11 protein-coding genes are annotated in these 16,508 nt (G+C 47.1%); 1 reads left to right on the forward strand and 10 read right to left on the reverse strand.

Going from position 1 to position 16,508, the window contains the following annotated elements:
* Positions 1-562: 562 nt before the first annotated feature.
* The 10 genes from ACTRXH_RS04975 to ACTRXH_RS05020 all read right to left on the reverse strand — a co-directional run bounded on the left by ACTRXH_RS04975 (position 563) and on the right by ACTRXH_RS05020 (position 15,402).
* Complete coding sequence (locus tag ACTRXH_RS04975) at positions 563-1,621, reverse strand: nitroreductase family protein (RefSeq protein ID WP_474280985.1); 1,059 nt, start codon at positions 1,619-1,621, stop codon at positions 563-565.
* A 1,305-nt stretch (positions 1,622-2,926) separates the two neighbouring features.
* A complete protein-coding gene (locus ACTRXH_RS04980) occupies positions 2,927-4,705 on the reverse strand; it encodes an SLC13 family permease (RefSeq protein ID WP_474280987.1) in 1,779 nt (592 codons plus the stop codon).
* A gap of 81 nt (positions 4,706-4,786) precedes the next feature.
* Positions 4,787-6,106, reverse strand: coding sequence for a flippase (locus tag ACTRXH_RS04985; protein WP_474280989.1), 1,320 nt, complete (start codon positions 6,104-6,106; stop codon positions 4,787-4,789).
* A gap of 30 nt (positions 6,107-6,136) precedes the next feature.
* Positions 6,137-6,943 carry a 3'(2'),5'-bisphosphate nucleotidase CysQ gene (gene cysQ / locus ACTRXH_RS04990; RefSeq protein ID WP_474280991.1) on the reverse strand — a complete coding sequence of 269 codons (807 nt, stop codon included), beginning with the start codon at positions 6,941-6,943 and terminating at the stop codon, positions 6,137-6,139.
* A 67-nt stretch (positions 6,944-7,010) separates the two neighbouring features.
* On the reverse strand, positions 7,011-7,778 hold the full coding sequence (locus tag ACTRXH_RS04995) for a tyrosine-protein phosphatase (RefSeq protein WP_474262286.1): 768 nt from the start codon (positions 7,776-7,778) through the stop codon (positions 7,011-7,013).
* Positions 7,779-7,923: 145 nt separating this feature from the next.
* Entirely contained in the window at positions 7,924-11,031 is a 3,108-nt protein-coding gene (locus ACTRXH_RS05000; protein WP_474280993.1) for an alpha-mannosidase, read from the reverse strand.
* A gap of 30 nt (positions 11,032-11,061) precedes the next feature.
* Entirely contained in the window at positions 11,062-11,907 is an 846-nt protein-coding gene (locus tag ACTRXH_RS05005; protein WP_474278063.1) for a carbohydrate ABC transporter permease, read from the reverse strand.
* On the reverse strand, positions 11,908-12,843 hold the full coding sequence (locus ACTRXH_RS05010) for a carbohydrate ABC transporter permease (protein ID WP_474280995.1): 936 nt from the start codon (positions 12,841-12,843) through the stop codon (positions 11,908-11,910).
* Entirely contained in the window at positions 12,840-14,144 is a 1,305-nt protein-coding gene (locus ACTRXH_RS05015) for an extracellular solute-binding protein (RefSeq protein WP_474262290.1), read from the reverse strand. The genes ACTRXH_RS05010 and ACTRXH_RS05015 overlap by 4 nt, the downstream gene beginning before the upstream one ends.
* 88 nt (positions 14,145-14,232) lie before the next feature.
* Positions 14,233-15,402: an ROK family transcriptional regulator gene (locus tag ACTRXH_RS05020; RefSeq protein ID WP_474262291.1), complete on the reverse strand. Its 1,170-nt coding sequence runs from the start codon at positions 15,400-15,402 to the stop codon at positions 14,233-14,235.
* 133 nt (positions 15,403-15,535) lie between these two features.
* Between ACTRXH_RS05020 and ACTRXH_RS05025 the strand changes: the two genes are divergently transcribed.
* Positions 15,536-16,432 (forward strand): LysR family transcriptional regulator, encoded by an 897-nt coding sequence (locus ACTRXH_RS05025; protein ID WP_474280997.1) that lies wholly within the window; start codon positions 15,536-15,538, stop codon positions 16,430-16,432.
* Positions 16,433-16,508: the final 76 nt, after the last annotated feature.

Here is a 16,508-nt window from a genome sequence, read left to right on the forward strand (position 1 = left end):
TGTTCTTTGTTCCTCCTACTCATTTTCACTTGTTCGTGTTCACGCCGTATTCCCGATTCAGCTGTCCGTTCATTGGACGAAAATGCTCTTGCAGATAGACTCCGGTCTTCTTCGCTCAATTTCTCTACCAACTCTTTGCTCACAATGAGTGTTTTTTAGCGCTCCCGCGAATTCTAAGGTCTCCATTTGCCATTGGTGAAAAGGCATTTACGGAGCAGTCCATTCAATTTGGCTCCGCATCCTGTCTTGTTGTGGCTTTTGTTCATATATACGTTTTTACTTATCTCAACATCGTTGCCGAGTCCCAAAACCTCCAAGCACTCTCGAACAGTCGCTTTCAGTTCTTCATCCAAGTTTTTAAACAACAACAAAAGCAGCTATTCTCTTGGAAACACCTCTAGCGAGCGGCTGCTCTAGGTATATTAATCACTCGTATAAATGTGATATAACTCCTTCTTATGAAATAGGCACTGAAGCTCTGGATTTTTCTACCGTACCGTTTGTTGTGCAGATAGAGGAAAACTCATAGTGTACGCCTTCTTGGAGGTATTCCATACTTGCGTTAGCTGAACGTTCTTAACCGATCGAGCTCTTTTTTTTGTGAAAAGGCAACCTTTTCGTCGTAGTTCGGGTAACCGAAAGCGATAAACATAATTACCCGCTCAGAATCCTTCAAATTAAATTGTTTCTTTACTTCTTCTTCTTTAATAGCCACATCCGGCCAGTTCAATACGCACGAGCTTACCTGTTGGCTTTCAAGCGCAAAGAGAAAGGACATGACAGCAAGAGAGGAATCAATATAAATTAGGTGCCTGTCTCTTTCAAATGGATACGCAGACAAATCCCCGATGACAATGGCCAGGTTATTGATATTATGGCTAAATCCCTTCGTTCCCATCGGGATATCCACTGCTTTCTTCAACAGTTCTTCGTTCTGAATAATTTTAAAGTAATACGGCTGGCGGTTACATGCGGTAGGCGCCTGGGCAGCCACCTGCATCGCCTTATCGATTTTTTCCTGTTCCACTTTGCCCGGCTGAAACCATCGGACCGAGCGGCGGTGTTGGGCAAGCACCTGCAGGTTTTCAATCGATGTTTGGAGTTCAATTTCCCCGTTTCGTTGATACGGCTTTTTATTGGTAGCCCTTTCTTCAAGCGGCTGAAAAAGCCGTTCTGCTTTGTCGCGATCCTTTTGGGACACCGTTACTGCAAAATATTCTGTTAATACATCATTGGCCCAAGTAATCTGTTCGTCTTTTGGATACAAATCCTTTAAGTAATTAAAACATTTAACGGTCTCCAGAATAAAAGACGCACCAAAAATGTCTCTCCGCGGACTCATCAAAAGCCCCTTCTCCAGGCGGTGAATATTTCGCCGGAGTAGATAATAATTCGATGTTTCCGCCTGAAAGCTTTTAAGATGCTCGAGCTTTCCTTTCATCACACTGTGCGTTTCGCGGCGGAATTCCGGATTGAATATGTAATAGACACTGCTTAAAAACTTCGTGCGCGAAAACAATTCAACCACTTTAATGGAAAAGCTTAATTTCGCCTGGGGAATCTTTCTCGTAATTATTCGTACGGCTTTTGCCGGCATTATTTTTTTAACTACATTTTTCATACATCTTCTCCTTATTTATATAATTAAACTAAAATTTATTATACAGGCTTTTTATTGACTCATACAACAAATTCAGGTAAACAGACAAATTAAATGGAATAATATGGTTTTTAATTCTTTAATAAAAACCACAATACTGGAAGGGGAGTAATTTCTACTTTCCTTTTAGTCCCTACTTTTATTTTAAGAGGTTAAATCTTTATTCATCACAGGACATGAACTTACTGATGCTAAATATTATTACTGAGCCCCTCTGTATAACAAAGTCTTGGAATAAATGGTCTGTACGGTCCCAAGTGAACTGAAAACAAGCATTGCGGCTATTACATTCTTCTTTTGACCAACATTGAACACGACGAAAAGAACGTCCGCGATTTTCCCTACAAGTTAATTACGCTCTCTTTCTGCAACTCTTGTGCTTTATTTTTACTTAAAGCACGAGGGGTATGACATCAGCGATCTCGGTCTTTCCAATCAGTTTACATTGCCTCATCCGGGGGGAGGTATTTACTAAACCTTTTGCTTGCCAAAAAGTATAAATTGAGCAATACGTTTCTACCGTAGTCATCCGACCCGTTGATCTATTTCCAAACGCTAAAACCCCGCATGCATTATCTGCTTCAAAAAGGACTCTCCTATACGGAAAAAGTGTTTGCAAGAGAAAGTGAAAGCTGGAAGCATATTTCAACTTTTTGTCCAGATGACGTCATGCGGTCATGGATCTGGTCTCACCAATAAAGCGCCGTAAACCGAATACGAAAGTGACCCGGGAAACGGTCGCCTTCTTTCCAAAAAAGAAGCTGCTCAATTACTAGCCGAAAGAGAAAGTAATTGCTTACTTTTTTAACCTTACCGACTTTCTCAAAAACAAGCAAAAAAATATTTCTCTTCCATACTATTCCCGAAAAGACAAAGAACTGGGCGAGGCAATTCTCAAGTCTCTTTCCAACTAGAGGGGGGGATTTGAAGAAAGGCCGGCTTTGGAGGTCGTTACGTACGAAAACGTCGAGGAAAAGTTGCACAATTAGAAATTTATTGTCGCCTACCGCCCCTTTAACCCGGAGCTTTTGATCGACTGGGTAGCCATATACAAGGAGCTGTTGGGATACTTTAACCAGGGACTTTACCACGTAAACACCCAGCCTAATGGTAGAAAAGGCCATGTCAATAACTGGACTTCTTGTACCATCAGTGGGAGTAAGAATCTACCTCGATTAAAAAAACTAAAAACCCTCGCTCAGCAGTATTACCTGTTCTAGAAACTAAAAGGTTCCAGGGCCGTAAACTCCGGAACCTTTCATAGGTTTAAAAATAAAACATATGCACAATTCCGACAGTCATCACCATTGATATGACAGTGAGTGGCATGCCAACTTTAATATAATCGGAGAATTTGTAGCCACCAGGACCGTACACAATAAGGTTCGTCTGGTACCCGATCGGAGTTACAAAGCTCGCCGAAGCGGCGATCGCAATTGTTACGGCAAACCCCATCGGATTGGCATTCAGGCTTTCGGCAATACTGATCCCGATCGGAATCATCAGCACAGCCGCCGCACTGTTTGTGATCAGCTCAGTGAACAGGTTGGTCAGGGCATAAATGAAAAACAGAATGCCAATGATGCCAAGCGGCTCCCCGAAGGCAAGCAGCCCCTTTGCTATCCAGGCAGCGAGTCCTGTTTCAGTCATTGCCTGCCCCACCCCAAAGGCACTCGCAATCAAAAGAAGCACCTGAAACTGCACATAGCGCTTCGCTTCCTCTGGTGTAATAATACGCGCTACCAAGAAAATGAGTACCGCAAGCGCCATTGCCTGAAACATGCTGAGCCATCCGATCGTCACAATCGCAATCATCGATAGCAGTATCCCGAGCGAGAACCAGCCCTTCGCTGGCTTCTCCCTGATCGAACCCGGGGTCTCCAGAGCAGAAACGACATAAAAATCGTTCGAGCGCTTGTATTTCTGCAGAAAATCCGATCCGGCGAGCAGCAGAAGCGAATCCCCGGGGCGAAGGCGAATATCTCCGATTTTACTCTGTATTCGTTCGTTGTTACGGTGCACTGCGACTACACCTGCATCGTAGGACGAACGAAACTGCGCCTGTTTAATTGTTTTGGCCTGAAGCGAGGATTGATGGGAGACCACGGCCTCCACCAGTTGGTTCGAACCATTCTGCAGGTCATCCAGTGTCAACTCAGTGCCCGTTTTCAGCGTAAGGCCCGCTGTCCGCTGCAGGTCGGCCATTTTCTCAAGTACTCCGGTGAAAATCAGACGGTCACCCGCCTGCACAATTGTATTGGAGCTTACCGGCGATATGCGCTCATCCCGGCGGATAATTTCGATCAAAAACATTCCCTGCAGGTCCCGGAGCCCTGCTTCCTGAACTGTTTTCCGTACGTATGGAAACGTCGGCTCAACCTTCATCTCACACAAATATTCCTTCGCCTCATCCTCCATCCGCTTCTGCGTTCCTTCATAGGCCGGCAGTATCCGATAGCCGACCGTAAACAGATAAATCAGACCAACAATCGTCAGCGGCAGACCAACGAGTGCCAGCTGAAACATGCCAAATCCCGCCATATCGTAATCCAGAAGCATGCCGTGCACCACCAGATTGGTCGACGTACCGATCAGCGTAATTGTTCCACCCATAATCGTGGCGTACGACAGCGGGATTAAAAATTTGGAAGGCGCATAACCGCGGTCTTCGCACCATTTTTTTATAATCGGGGTGAAGGCCACCACAATCGGGGTGTTATTTAAAAACGCCGACATTCCGGATATTGGCACAAAGGTGCGTACCATCGATGAAACCGGACCACGGCTCTTTTGCAGCCAGCTGGTCATAAACCGCTCCACAAGCCCGCTCTTCTGCACTGCTCCGGCGACGATGAATAAAAGCGCGACCGTTAGCATTCCTTCGTTAGAAAAACCGACCAGGGCCTGTTCCGTAGTGAGGATACCGCTGATCAAAAGAATGACCAAAACGGTAAAAATGATCATATCCGGCCGTGCGATTTCAAAAAACAGCGCTAATAGCATCCCCACGATTAATATTAATACAACACCCATTTCGATGGTCATATGTACCCCTCTATTTCCTACTATTCTTATAGGAATGATTATACAGCAAAAGAGACCCGCTGCGGGAGTCTCTTTTTAGTTCTAGCTTTTTAAATTCCGTACAATGGATCTTACCCGGAAAGGGGCAGTAAACGATTTGGTCATGATAAAAGCAATCGGCCGGGTTTTTTTCGTAAAAAAGCAGACAAGATACGTTGAAACAAAAAACGCGCTGATCGTCGCTATAGCCGCTCCAATTCCTTCATACATCGGAATAAGCATAAAATTCAGCCCCACGTTCATGATTGCTCCGCCTCCCTGGCTGTATAAGGAAAAACGCAGGTAATCCTCATTAATCAGCCACCTGCTCAGCCCCTGACGCATAAAGGCAAAAATGCCCGCCCATATATGAATGGCCAGTATGGCGGCAGATGCCCTGTATTCTTCACCGAAGGCTATATTGACGAACGGTTCACTAATAAACGTAACTAAGACTGCTAAACAGAAAGCGAGAAGAAATAAAATATCGAACACAGCCTGCAGACGACGATAATATCTAAATGTATCTTTATCCTTAAGTTTTATCATTGCCGGAAATACAGAAGTAATAATCGCTATTGGAATGAAATACCATATTTCGGACATGCGAGCTGCCACTGCGTAAACACCCACCGCGGCGTCACCGACCATAAACCGAAGCATAATTTGGTCAACTTTCATATAAATAGCAGCCGCCATGCTTGAAAAAATGAGAGGCAGAGACCGGTACAAAAGTGGCTTGACCAGAGTAGACTTGAACTGCCAATTGAATAGGGACATTTCGTTTTTACGCAGGAAAATCACTTTTGCAAAACTATTCATTGCTATTTCCGTGGCGTAAACAATTACAAAGTAAAGCAAATCTGCTTGTAAGAGTACAAATATTACTTTCAGCACAGAAAAGACAATAAGTACCATACTTTCAGACAAAGCAACATACTTGGATCTTACAATCGATTCATAGTAAAGTTTAATATTTTCAAAAGGTTTAAATAAAAGTGAGAATGAAAATACAACCGTAAACCATACAAGCATTGGATCTGTTTCATAAAAAAGCGCAAATATGACGAGCCCAATACTACTGATAAAGGCTGCCAGAAACTTCAATACAAAACTCGTGCCTAGCAGTTCATTCTGCTGGTCCGGGTTGCGTACCAAATCTCGGACAAGCACCCCGGCCATTCCTAGAGCGGTAATCGGGCCCAGAATTTGAATTATCGCCATTAAGTAATTAATTACTCCAAACTGATCAGGTCCTAAAAAACGGGCGACCATAATAACTACTAAAAAATTTGCAAATATACGAAATAACTTTTCGATCATAATCCAACTGGCGTTAAAAAACATATCTTTAAAACGTGATAAACTACCAAGCAATGTCATACACTCATTTCCACTCTACTTTAAAAAATTTTAAAACGATTTTACGATAAACCAGCCGTTGGTCTGATCTTTTCTATTATAATAGAATCTTTCATTGTCTTCGTATCTTACTACCGTCCCTCCGGCCGCTTCAACGATTGCCTGGCCGGCGCCGGTATCCCACTCCATCGTTGGAGCGTAGCGCGGATAAAAATCAGCCTTCCCTTCTGCGATCAGACAGAATTTCAATGAACTGCCAGCGGACACTACATCCACATTGCTGTAAGTCTCTTTCAATTCATTAATGAACGCTTCTGTCTCTGCTGACATGTGCGAGCGGCTCGCTACAACGTTCACCTCTCCTTCAGGTTTGGAAGATGAAAGCTTCTCGCCATGCTGCTGGAGCAGCTCTTCGCTGAGGGGCAGTTTGGAGGTAACATCGTTAATCTTGTAGGCTCCAAATGATCTTCCGCCGATATAAAGTACGTCCTGCGCAGGAACGTAAATGACACCCATGACTGGATATTTGTTTTCTATTTTTGCGATATTAACCGTGAATTCATCATTCTTTTTCACAAATTCCTTGGTGCCGTCCAGCGGGTCCACGAGCCAAAACGCTTCCCAGTCTTTACGCTTTTCATAATCCACGGTGTTTCCTTCTTCACTGATGACCGGAGTTTCCGGGTCTGCTTCGTGAAGTCCTTTAGCAATTACGTTATGTGCACGCTTGTCTGCTTCTGTCAGCGGGGAATCGTCTTCTTTATGTTCGACGGTAAAATCCCGCTTATACACATCCATAATTTCCTGTCCTGCTTCTACTGCAATTGAAATAATTGCGCTTGTAATTATAGTCGGCATTGTCTTCCCCTTTTAATTCGAGTTCCTACACAAACAGCCCGGCTTTTTTAGTATTCTCTTAGTTCATTTAAAATAGTCCGAGAAATTTTTTCTTATTTCTGATCTTTAACGGTTCGTCGAGCAGCGGGTCTTTATTTTCAATAATACGCTCGGCGTTTTCCAAAAAGGTATCCACGTATTCCCCACCCAGATGTTGATCAATGTAATCATAAGCCTCACGCAGGTCAAACGGGCGCATATCAATGTTGTGGGCGTCTGTCGACACCACGTGCGTGAGGTTGTGGGTTATTATATTTTCAGCAAACTGCTTAATGCTTTTATCCATCTTCCCGGTAAAGCAGTGGGCAGTAACCTGTGTAAGCGCGCCGTTTTTCACAAATTCATGCAAAAGGTCCGGCTGCTCGCGGAATGCCTTCGTCCGCTCAGGGTGTACGATGACCGGCACATAGCCCTCTACCTGCAGCTCAAACATCAGCTGCTTGGCGTACCTTGGCACCTGGGCGCTCGAGAACTCGACAAACACATAGCGGCTGTGATTTAAACCGATTGAGATCCCTTTTTTCAAATCATCGACCAGTTCACCGTTAATCCGGTTCTCCTGACCCGGCAGAACCTTCACTTCAATACGGGCGCTTTTTAGTGATTCGTTTACGTAATCCACCAGGTGCGGAATGTCCTGGCCGCTGTTGTCCCAGGCCCCGTTTTTATGGTGCGGTGTAGCAACAACAGTATGTATGCCGTTTAACTGCGCGGCTCTTGCCATTTCGATGCTGTCCTGAATCGTTCCAGCCCCGTCGTCAATACCAGGGAGTATATGTGAATGCAAATCAATCATAATCATTTGCTCCTTTACGTTTATTCCATATCAACAGCTTATCATATTTTTGTAATTTTATGCAGAAGACCTGCGGGCGATTAGACACAAAAAAGCCCGGAAGACCTCGTTAACCGAAGTCTTCCGGGCTGTGATTTTTTGCTGATCAAACAGTAAGCTTAATCGTTTTGATTTCATATGGTTTAAAATCGAGCGTCAGGCTGGAACCGGCGGCGAGCTTTTTTTCCGGTTCTTCGAGCAGACTGCATTCCGTGCAGGAGGAAAAATCATGGGCGCTTGTAAACGTCACTTCCCCTCGCATACCTCCATGCTCATGCAGACGAACGATAATTCCGTCATCATCCTCCGCCTGCTTGACGGCATCCACAGTAATATTGGCCGAATCCGGCTGCAGAAAACTGTATTCCTCCAGTTCCATGCTCCCGGGAGCAGTGTCTGCCGGTACATTCAGCTCCGTGGCTTCCTGAACAGTGCCTCCTTCAAACCAGTCTCCTCGGTGCGGAAACAGGCTGTACGTAAAAATGTGCTCGCCCTGGTCCTGGGTCGGATCCGGTTCTATCGCTGATTTTAACAGCGTCAGCTTCATAACGTTATCTTTAATATCGTAGCCGTACTTGCAGTCATTGAGGAGGCTTACACCGTAATCCCGCTCCGAAAGGTCCGCCCATTGATGTCCCACCGTCTCAAACATCGCCATGTCCCAGCTTGTATTCCAATGGTTCGGACGCTTCACATTGCCGTACTGAATGTCGTAGGTCGCTTCGGTGGCACGGATCTGGACCGGAAACGCTGCTTTAAGCAGCTGCTGATGCTCGTGCCAGTCGACCGTCGTTTCAAAGTCAATTCTCCGCGAATGGCTGTACACGATGACCTTCTGATAGACCATAGAAGACTGATAGCTCCATTCCAGGGCTATTATTGCACGAAGCGGACCGTTTTCTACCAGCTCGGCTTTTTTCAGCTCAGAAACGGTGTACTGTTTTTCCTTATAAAAGATATCAATATCCCAGGCATCAAATGCAAGCGGTTTGTCCTCAAACACTTCAAGTACATTCGCCGGCCCGGCAAGCGTTTCCCTTCCGGCTTCCCTGTCATACACGCTCACCAACTGCCCGTGTTCATTAAAATCAATCGTATAAAAGGGTGTCTCCAGCCGTTGGTTGTCGTATTGGAACGGCGTATCCTGCTTCTGCTGGGCAGTTCCATTGGCATAGATGACCTTATATCCCAGTGCTGGCAGGTCCGGTACATGGACGAGCATCTCTCCGGATTCTTCTGTCTGCACCTGCAGCTGGTTTCCTGTATGGTCGGTCCAGCTGTGCTCTGCGTCTGGCACCTGAATTACTGCCCCGCGTGAGTGGGAGGCTGGATTAAATACCGTTAATTTCTCGCCGGCGGGTTCAATTTTCAGAAGCTCCGCCTTTGTTTCCCGTTCATTTTTGGTCGCGAGTTCCAGCGCTTCCGCGTATTCTTTCGTACTGTCCTCGTACACTTCTCTAATGGAGGAGCCGGGGATAATGTCATGAAACTGATTGCGCAGTATGATTTTCCATCCCTCCCGGAGCCTTTCCTGTCGCTCTTTGCTCCATGAGCCGTTCTGAAGATAGGCAAGCGTATCAAGCCATTCTGCCCGGCGGTAACGCTGTTCGGCGGTACGGTTCATTTTTTTATTGTAAGCCTGGCTTGTGTACGTACCCCGGTGGTACTCCAGATACAGCTCCCCGTCCCATGTGTGGACGTACTGATCGGTTTGTTCCATCCGTTCATGAAGCCCCTTAAGATACTCATCCACCCTGCCTGTTTTTACATTCGGAAGCCCGGGCATTTCATCAAACCGGCGGATTTTTTCCAACATGTCCCGGTTCACTCCTCCGCCTCCATCCCCGTATCCGTAGGAGAGAAGCAGTTCATTATTAAAGGGGCGGTCCCGGTACTGATCCCAGATGCCCTGAATGCTTTCGGCTTCAATTTCACCGTTGTAGGTATATTTATTCGACCCGTCCGGCGTCGTAATGAAATGCGCAGCAATCTCCGTCCCGTCGATCCCGCGCCAGGTAAAGGTGTCATGCGGCATCCGGTTGTACTGATTCCAGCTGATTTTGGTTGTAATAAATGTATCAATGCCTGCCTGCTTCAATATCTGCGGCAGCGCCCATGAATAGCCGAACACGTCCGGAAGCCACAAATAACGGCACCGCTTCACTCCCAGTTCCTGTTCGAGAAAACGCTGGCCGTACAGCAGCTGCCGGCTCAGGGATTCACCTGAGGGAATATTACAGTCGGCTTCGAGCCACATCGCCCCGCCGGCTTCCCAGCGGCCCTCGGCTATCCGCTGCTTAATCTGTTCGTAAATTTCCGGATAATCGTTTTTTATATACTCATACAGTTGGGGCTGGGTCTGCAGAAATTGGTATTCCGGATACTGGTCCATTAATTTCAGCACGGTGGAAAAGGAGCGTCCCGCTTTTTCCCTTGTGTGTTTCAAGCGCCAGAGCCAGGCAACATCAATATGTGTATGGCCGACGGCCCTTACCGTCAGCGGGTGTTCCTCCTGCAGGGAACCCATCTCCTCGTGCATCTGTTCGTTTGCTCGTCTCACGGAGGAATAAAACTCACTGCTTCCCGGGGTACGCCAGTCGATCTGCTTAAACGACCGGTCAAGCGCCTGCAGCAGCAGCGCCCGTTTAGCATCCCGTCCGTCGAGCACAGCCGTCGTTTCCAGAGCCGCTTCCGCTGTGTAATATAGGTCGTCCGCCGGTTCATTCAGGCAGGAGATAAAGGCGATCTGCAGCCGGTGCTCCTGGATTTCCTGGTTTCCTTTAATTCCTTCAAGGCCTGACCAGAGCCGGAATTCCAGCGTGATTTTTTGTCCGGCAAGCCGGTTAGGGAAAAATACCTCCTTGTGATTTCCGTCCACTGCCTGCATCGGCTCCCCATTAACATACAGCAGGGATTCAAACCCAGAGTTATGACCACCGCCTGTTTTTCCGAAGTCAAATACGCCGACGATTTTTTCCTGTTCCCATTCCCCCGGGATATCCACTTCTGCTTTCAGCCACAGGTAGCGGTCTCTTCCTTCCCAGCGGTCGCCTATAGTCATTTCTTTTGGCTCCTGCTTAGGCATGGAGTGAATAATTTCTTCTCCCGTTTCCTCCTCCACCGTCTCGAAGCGTTCGATGGGCTGCTTTCCTGTATACCGGTACTGCTTTAATTCGCTTATCCGCTGTGCTAATTTTTCTTCTGTCCAAAACATGCTTCTCATCCTCTCTGAAATAAATCCCTGCTATCCTTTAACAGCTCCGCTTGTCAGTGCTCCGACAATGTAGCGCTGCAGCAGGACGAATAAAATGACTACTGGAATAATGGACATAATACTTCCTGCAGCAAGCAGGTGGGTCGTAATCTGTGTCTGGGTGGACTGAAGATTTACGACGCCGACCGAGACCGGGTACAGCGACGCATCATCGATCAAAATGAATGGAATGACAAACTGCGACCAGCTCTGCACAGCGACAATAATAACCACCGACACAATCCCTGGCAGGCTGACCGGAAACAGAACCCGGCTAAGCATCTGCCATTTATTGCATCCATCGATAATGGCTGCTTCATCCATATCAACCGGCACGGTATCGATATAATTTTTCAAAAACCAGGTGGTAAATGGAAGCACCACAGCAACGTACACGAGAACGACCAGCCACAGCTGGTTCAGCAGCCCCCAGCTTGCAAACAGCCGGTAAATAGGTATTGTGATCACGACCGCAGAGATCATTTGTGTCATTAAAATGGCTATCATAAGATGGTTTTTAAATTTCATCCGGTATCTTGATAAGGCAAACGCCGCCGGCACTGCGATGAGTAGTGTTAATATGACTGTGGAAGCGACAATCCGGAATGAATTCCACAAATACTGAAGCACCGGAGCTGTATCAAGCACCTCCCGGTAATTCCCGATCGCAAAGCTTGTCGGGATAATGCTTGGAGGCACCTGAAGCACCTCAAACCTCGTCTGCAGGGACAGGGAGAACACCCAGAGAAGCGGAAATAAAAAGCTGAGTACGACAAGCACATAGCTTGTATACAGCCCAATCCTTATCCAACGCTGTTTTTTCGCACCTACCATCATTTATTCTTCCCCCCTTCGGCCGAGTACCTTTAAGTACACAAGCGTCATCACTACGTTCACAACCAACAGCACTACTGCGGTCGCGGCCCCTTCTCCAAGGTTAAACTCCCTGAAAATAGCGGTGTAAATACTTAAAGCGATAACCTCTGTACTATTACCCGGCCCGCCGCCTGTAAGCGCCATCACCATATCAAACGTATTGAAGGTATCGATCGAAATAATGATGAGATTGACCAGAATAATAGGAGCGATCGCAGGGAGAATAACACTTTTCATCCGCTGCAGGGCATTTGCCCCGTCGATGACCGCCGCTTCGAGCACATCCTTCGAAACCGTTTTCAAACCTGCATACATTAAGATCATGCTGAACGCTGTCCCCCGCCATATATTCGCAAGCGTCACGGACAAAAGTGCCATGGTGGGGTCGGAAAGAAAGGAAACGGGTCCGAGGCCAACGGTACTCAAAGCATAATTGATAATGCCTGCGTCTGTTTCGTTATACAGCATACCCCAGATAACCCCGATGACGACACCTGGAATTGCCCAGGCTACCAGCACGGACGTACGCACGACCACCGTCCCTCTCAAATTCATTTTCTCCCCCTGGACAATGAGAAGCGCGACGATAAATCCGGCAAATAGTTGAAAAACCACACTGAAAAATACAAAGAACGCCGTCGTGCCGATCATTGGCAGAAAACCTGGAAGCGTGAACATTCGAAGGTATGATTCCAGCGTATAGTCGTACCCCACCTGAATCATATTTGCATCAGTGAAGCTCAGCCGCACTATTTGGAGAATCGGATAAAGAAACACTGCAGCCAGCACTAACAAGAAAGGGAGTAGCCAAGGGTACGGTGTATCCCACATGGTCCTTCTCGGCCTCCGCTTTTTTTCCGTGTTTTGAGGGGGAATCGCTTTGTCGTATGTGCTCATTCACTCTCACCGCCTTCTCCAAAGGTAACAATCTCCCATGCATCATCGACCGCCTGCTCCGGCTCCTTACTTCCGGATATTACCTGGGAAATAGCCGTTTGCAGCTGTACCGAAATTTCATTGTATTTTGAAGATCCTGGACGGGCTTCAGCTTCTGTTTCCAGAGATGTCAGAAACTCGTCATTGAAAGCGCCAGGATTGTAGGAATCGGCTTCATAGACCGACTGCCGGGCCGGAAGCGACCCTTGAATCGAGGTGAATTCGCCCATTCCTTCTTCGCTGATAAAGGAATCCATAAGAAAATCAAAGGCGGCTTCCTTCTTTTCGGGGTCTTCTGTAAAGATCCCCCACGCCCAGCCGCCGGCGCTTGAGACGGTCGGATCATCTTCTTCAATTGTCGGGAGTGAAGCTACTTCCCAGTTCTCAAAGTCGTCACCAAGTATCTCTTCTATCGTAGCCGCCTGCCAGCTTCCGCCAAGGAACATGGCCGTATCGCCGGCAGCAACCTCGCCGTTTGCATCATTTTCCTGTCCCGAGCTTGCCATGCGTTTGGAAACCGCTCCTTCTTCCTGGGCACGGTCGAGCGTCTCAAACGTACGGATCATTGCTTCTCGGTTCTTACCTTCGCCAAACGTCGGGTTCCCTTCCTCGTCCACCAGTTCGCCGCCCTGCGACCAGAATAACGGCCATAATGACGTCACCGACGTGCCTTCCCCGATTCCCAGCGGAAGAACAAGCCCTTCATAGCCTTCTTTTTGTACTTCATTGGAGACTTCAATTACTTCATCCCATGTCGACGGTGGCTCCTCAATTACTTCTTTGTTATAGTAAAGCATTCTCGTATCCGTGCTCATATACAAGCCATAAATCTTCCCGTCATCGCCCCGTAACACCTTTTCCGCAAATGGAAGGTAGTCATCCGGATCGATGCCGCGCTCCTCCATTAGTTCATCCAAAGGCTGCAGATACTCCTTATAACGGTCCAGCATATAACCGTCAATCGCAGCCATGTCCGGGGCCCGGCCGGTGTTTGCCTGTTCAAGCAGCCTGGCCATCGCTTCATCAATATTGCTCGATTGAAGACTTATTTGTATATCCATATCCGGATGCTCTTTTTCAAACGACTGTACGTTTCCTGAAATATAATCTGAAGTTGCGGCTGATGGGGCTTCAGGTGAATAACCTGCTGTCGTGTACCAGGTGAGCGTCTTTTTTTCTTCGGCGCTCGGGTTTTCTCCACTGCATCCTGCCAGCCCTGCTATTACCAGCATAGATATTCCAATAGATATTGATTTTTTCATGAGGCACCGCCTCCGATCTGCAATATTTTATAACCCTTTACTTTTTAAAATGATTTTAATAAGTAAGTAAAAGCTAAAGGCTGCAACACTAATGCAGCATTTGCTTTAAGATCAGCGAAGCGGCGCCCATAGCTTCCGCTTCCCAGCCAAATGTTGAGGATATGAATTTCATCGCATTTGCCGTTTCAGGGTAAACGCATTCCTTCACTACCTTTTCCGCTTCTTTGGCAAAGTCCGGTACAGCCGTGATCAACCTGCCGCCAATCACAACCAGCTCCGGGTTCAGAAAATTGACTTTGTCTGCAATGGCACAGCCGACGTCCTCCATGCTTTCCTGGATAATTTCCCGGGCCAGCGGGTCTTCTTTTGCGTAGCAGTCAATGAATTGGTCTATGGAATTTAAATTATTGGGCAGCGATGTTGATTCGCCTTGATGTATTCGCTCTCTGGCTTCTTTCATAATAGGAAGAATAGAGTATAAAGATTTACCAGTCGCGTTATTTTTCGGACGAAGCCGGCTGCTGTCAAAGCCTACCTCTCCTGCCAGGTGGCTAGCTCCTCGAAAGAGCTGGCCGTTTATAATATAGCTGCTTCCTATCCCAAAATCGATCATAAAATAAAGAACATTTTCTGCTTCCCGCGCCCGGCCGTAATGCCATTCGCCGAGCAGCATACAGTTTGCATCTTTTTCCAGGATGACATCTGTTTCAAACGCTGTTTCAAATAAAGAAACAATCTGGACGTTTCTCCATAAAGGCAAATGAGGCGGCGATAAGATAATTCCTTCTGACGCGTTGATAGGCCCTGGCGAACTGATTCCTATGCCCGCCATTTCCTTCAACTGAAATTCCGGGGCAGCTGTAATTTTTTTCAGCTCATTTATCACTCTCCCGAGTACGGCTTCAGGGTCTTCCTCTAACGAAAAAGAATTTGTTTTCCGGTAAACTATCTCCCCCTTTAAAGTAGTTATCACAAGCGTGACCTCTTCAACGGAAATGCTTACACCAACCAGATAGTGCCATTCAGCATCCAGGGTATATAATGTCGGTTTTCTTCCGCCGTTGGACAGCGCCTGCCCCGCTTCCTGCAGCAGTCGTGCTTTTTCCAAATCAACTAAAATATTACCGACGGAAGCTACGGTTAAGCCTGTCGTTTTGGCCATTTCCTGCTGTGTCATCGGCATTTCACTGCGATGAAGCAATTCAAATATACGCCTGCGATTTGCTGTTTTTAACATATTTGCGTTTGTTACTGTCATGATAGCCACCTATACTTTTTAAAATTGTTTTAATAAGTAATTAAATGTTAACGCTTTCATTTTGGAAAGTCAACATTTCTTTTTCGACATGACTCTATTACAATAAAATCATCTGAATCATTGGAGTGATCGCATGGACTACCGCCAGCTCGTTTATTTTATGGAATCTGCCCGGCTCGAAAGCATAACGCGCGCCGCTGAACACCTGTACGTCACCCAACCGACAATCAGCAAGATGCTGCGGCAGCTCGAGGAGGAATGGGGAGTAACGCTGTTCGACCGTTCGCGTAAAAAACTGACTCTTACCGATGCCGGCGCTGTCATGCTCGAGCAGGCCAAAAAAATACGTCACGCCTATCAAGGTCTTGAGCACGAGCTCGATGCCCTCCGCGGCTTGAAGCGCGGGCAGCTCCGCATCGGCCTGCCGCCGATCTTAAGCTCCTCCTTTTTCACCCGGGTGATCGCTCCATTTCACGAAAAGTATCCGGAGATCACCCTGCATCTTGAAGAAAACGGCTCAAAAAAAATTGAAGAGGCTCTGTTGCACGGCGATCTCGATGTCGGCGCCGTAGTCCTGCCTACCGAGGAATCGCTTTTTCATACGCACCCGTTCGTCGACGAACCGCTCCAGGTCGTGCTTCCTGCCCGTCACGCGCTTGCGGCTCAGGCATCTGTCGGACTTGCCGAGCTTAGCAAAGAGCGTTTTTTGCTGTTTAACCAGGATTTCTCTTTGCGCCAGCAGATTATTACTGCCTGCCGGGACATTGGATTTATGCCTGATATTCTTTCGGAAAGTTCGCAGTGGGATTTTATCGAGAAAATGGTCGTGAGCGGCCTCGGCATCACTCTCCTGCCTGAAAGTATCTGCCGGGAGCTTGGCGGCGAGGTTGTTATCCGGCCGCTTGCCGGGGAGGCGCTCCGCTGGAAGCTCGGCCTCATCTGGCACCGCGAGCATTACCTTTCGTTTATCGCTAAGGAGTGGCTCGATTTTTCCATTCCGGTGCTTTCCAAAATGAAGCAGGAGGATTAATGCATATACCATAGATGAAAGTTATGATAATCATATTAATCATTCATTTTTATTATGGTCATATGTGGAGTATCCT

The organism is Marinococcus sp. LNHM5E3-2.1 (assembly GCF_056034365.1).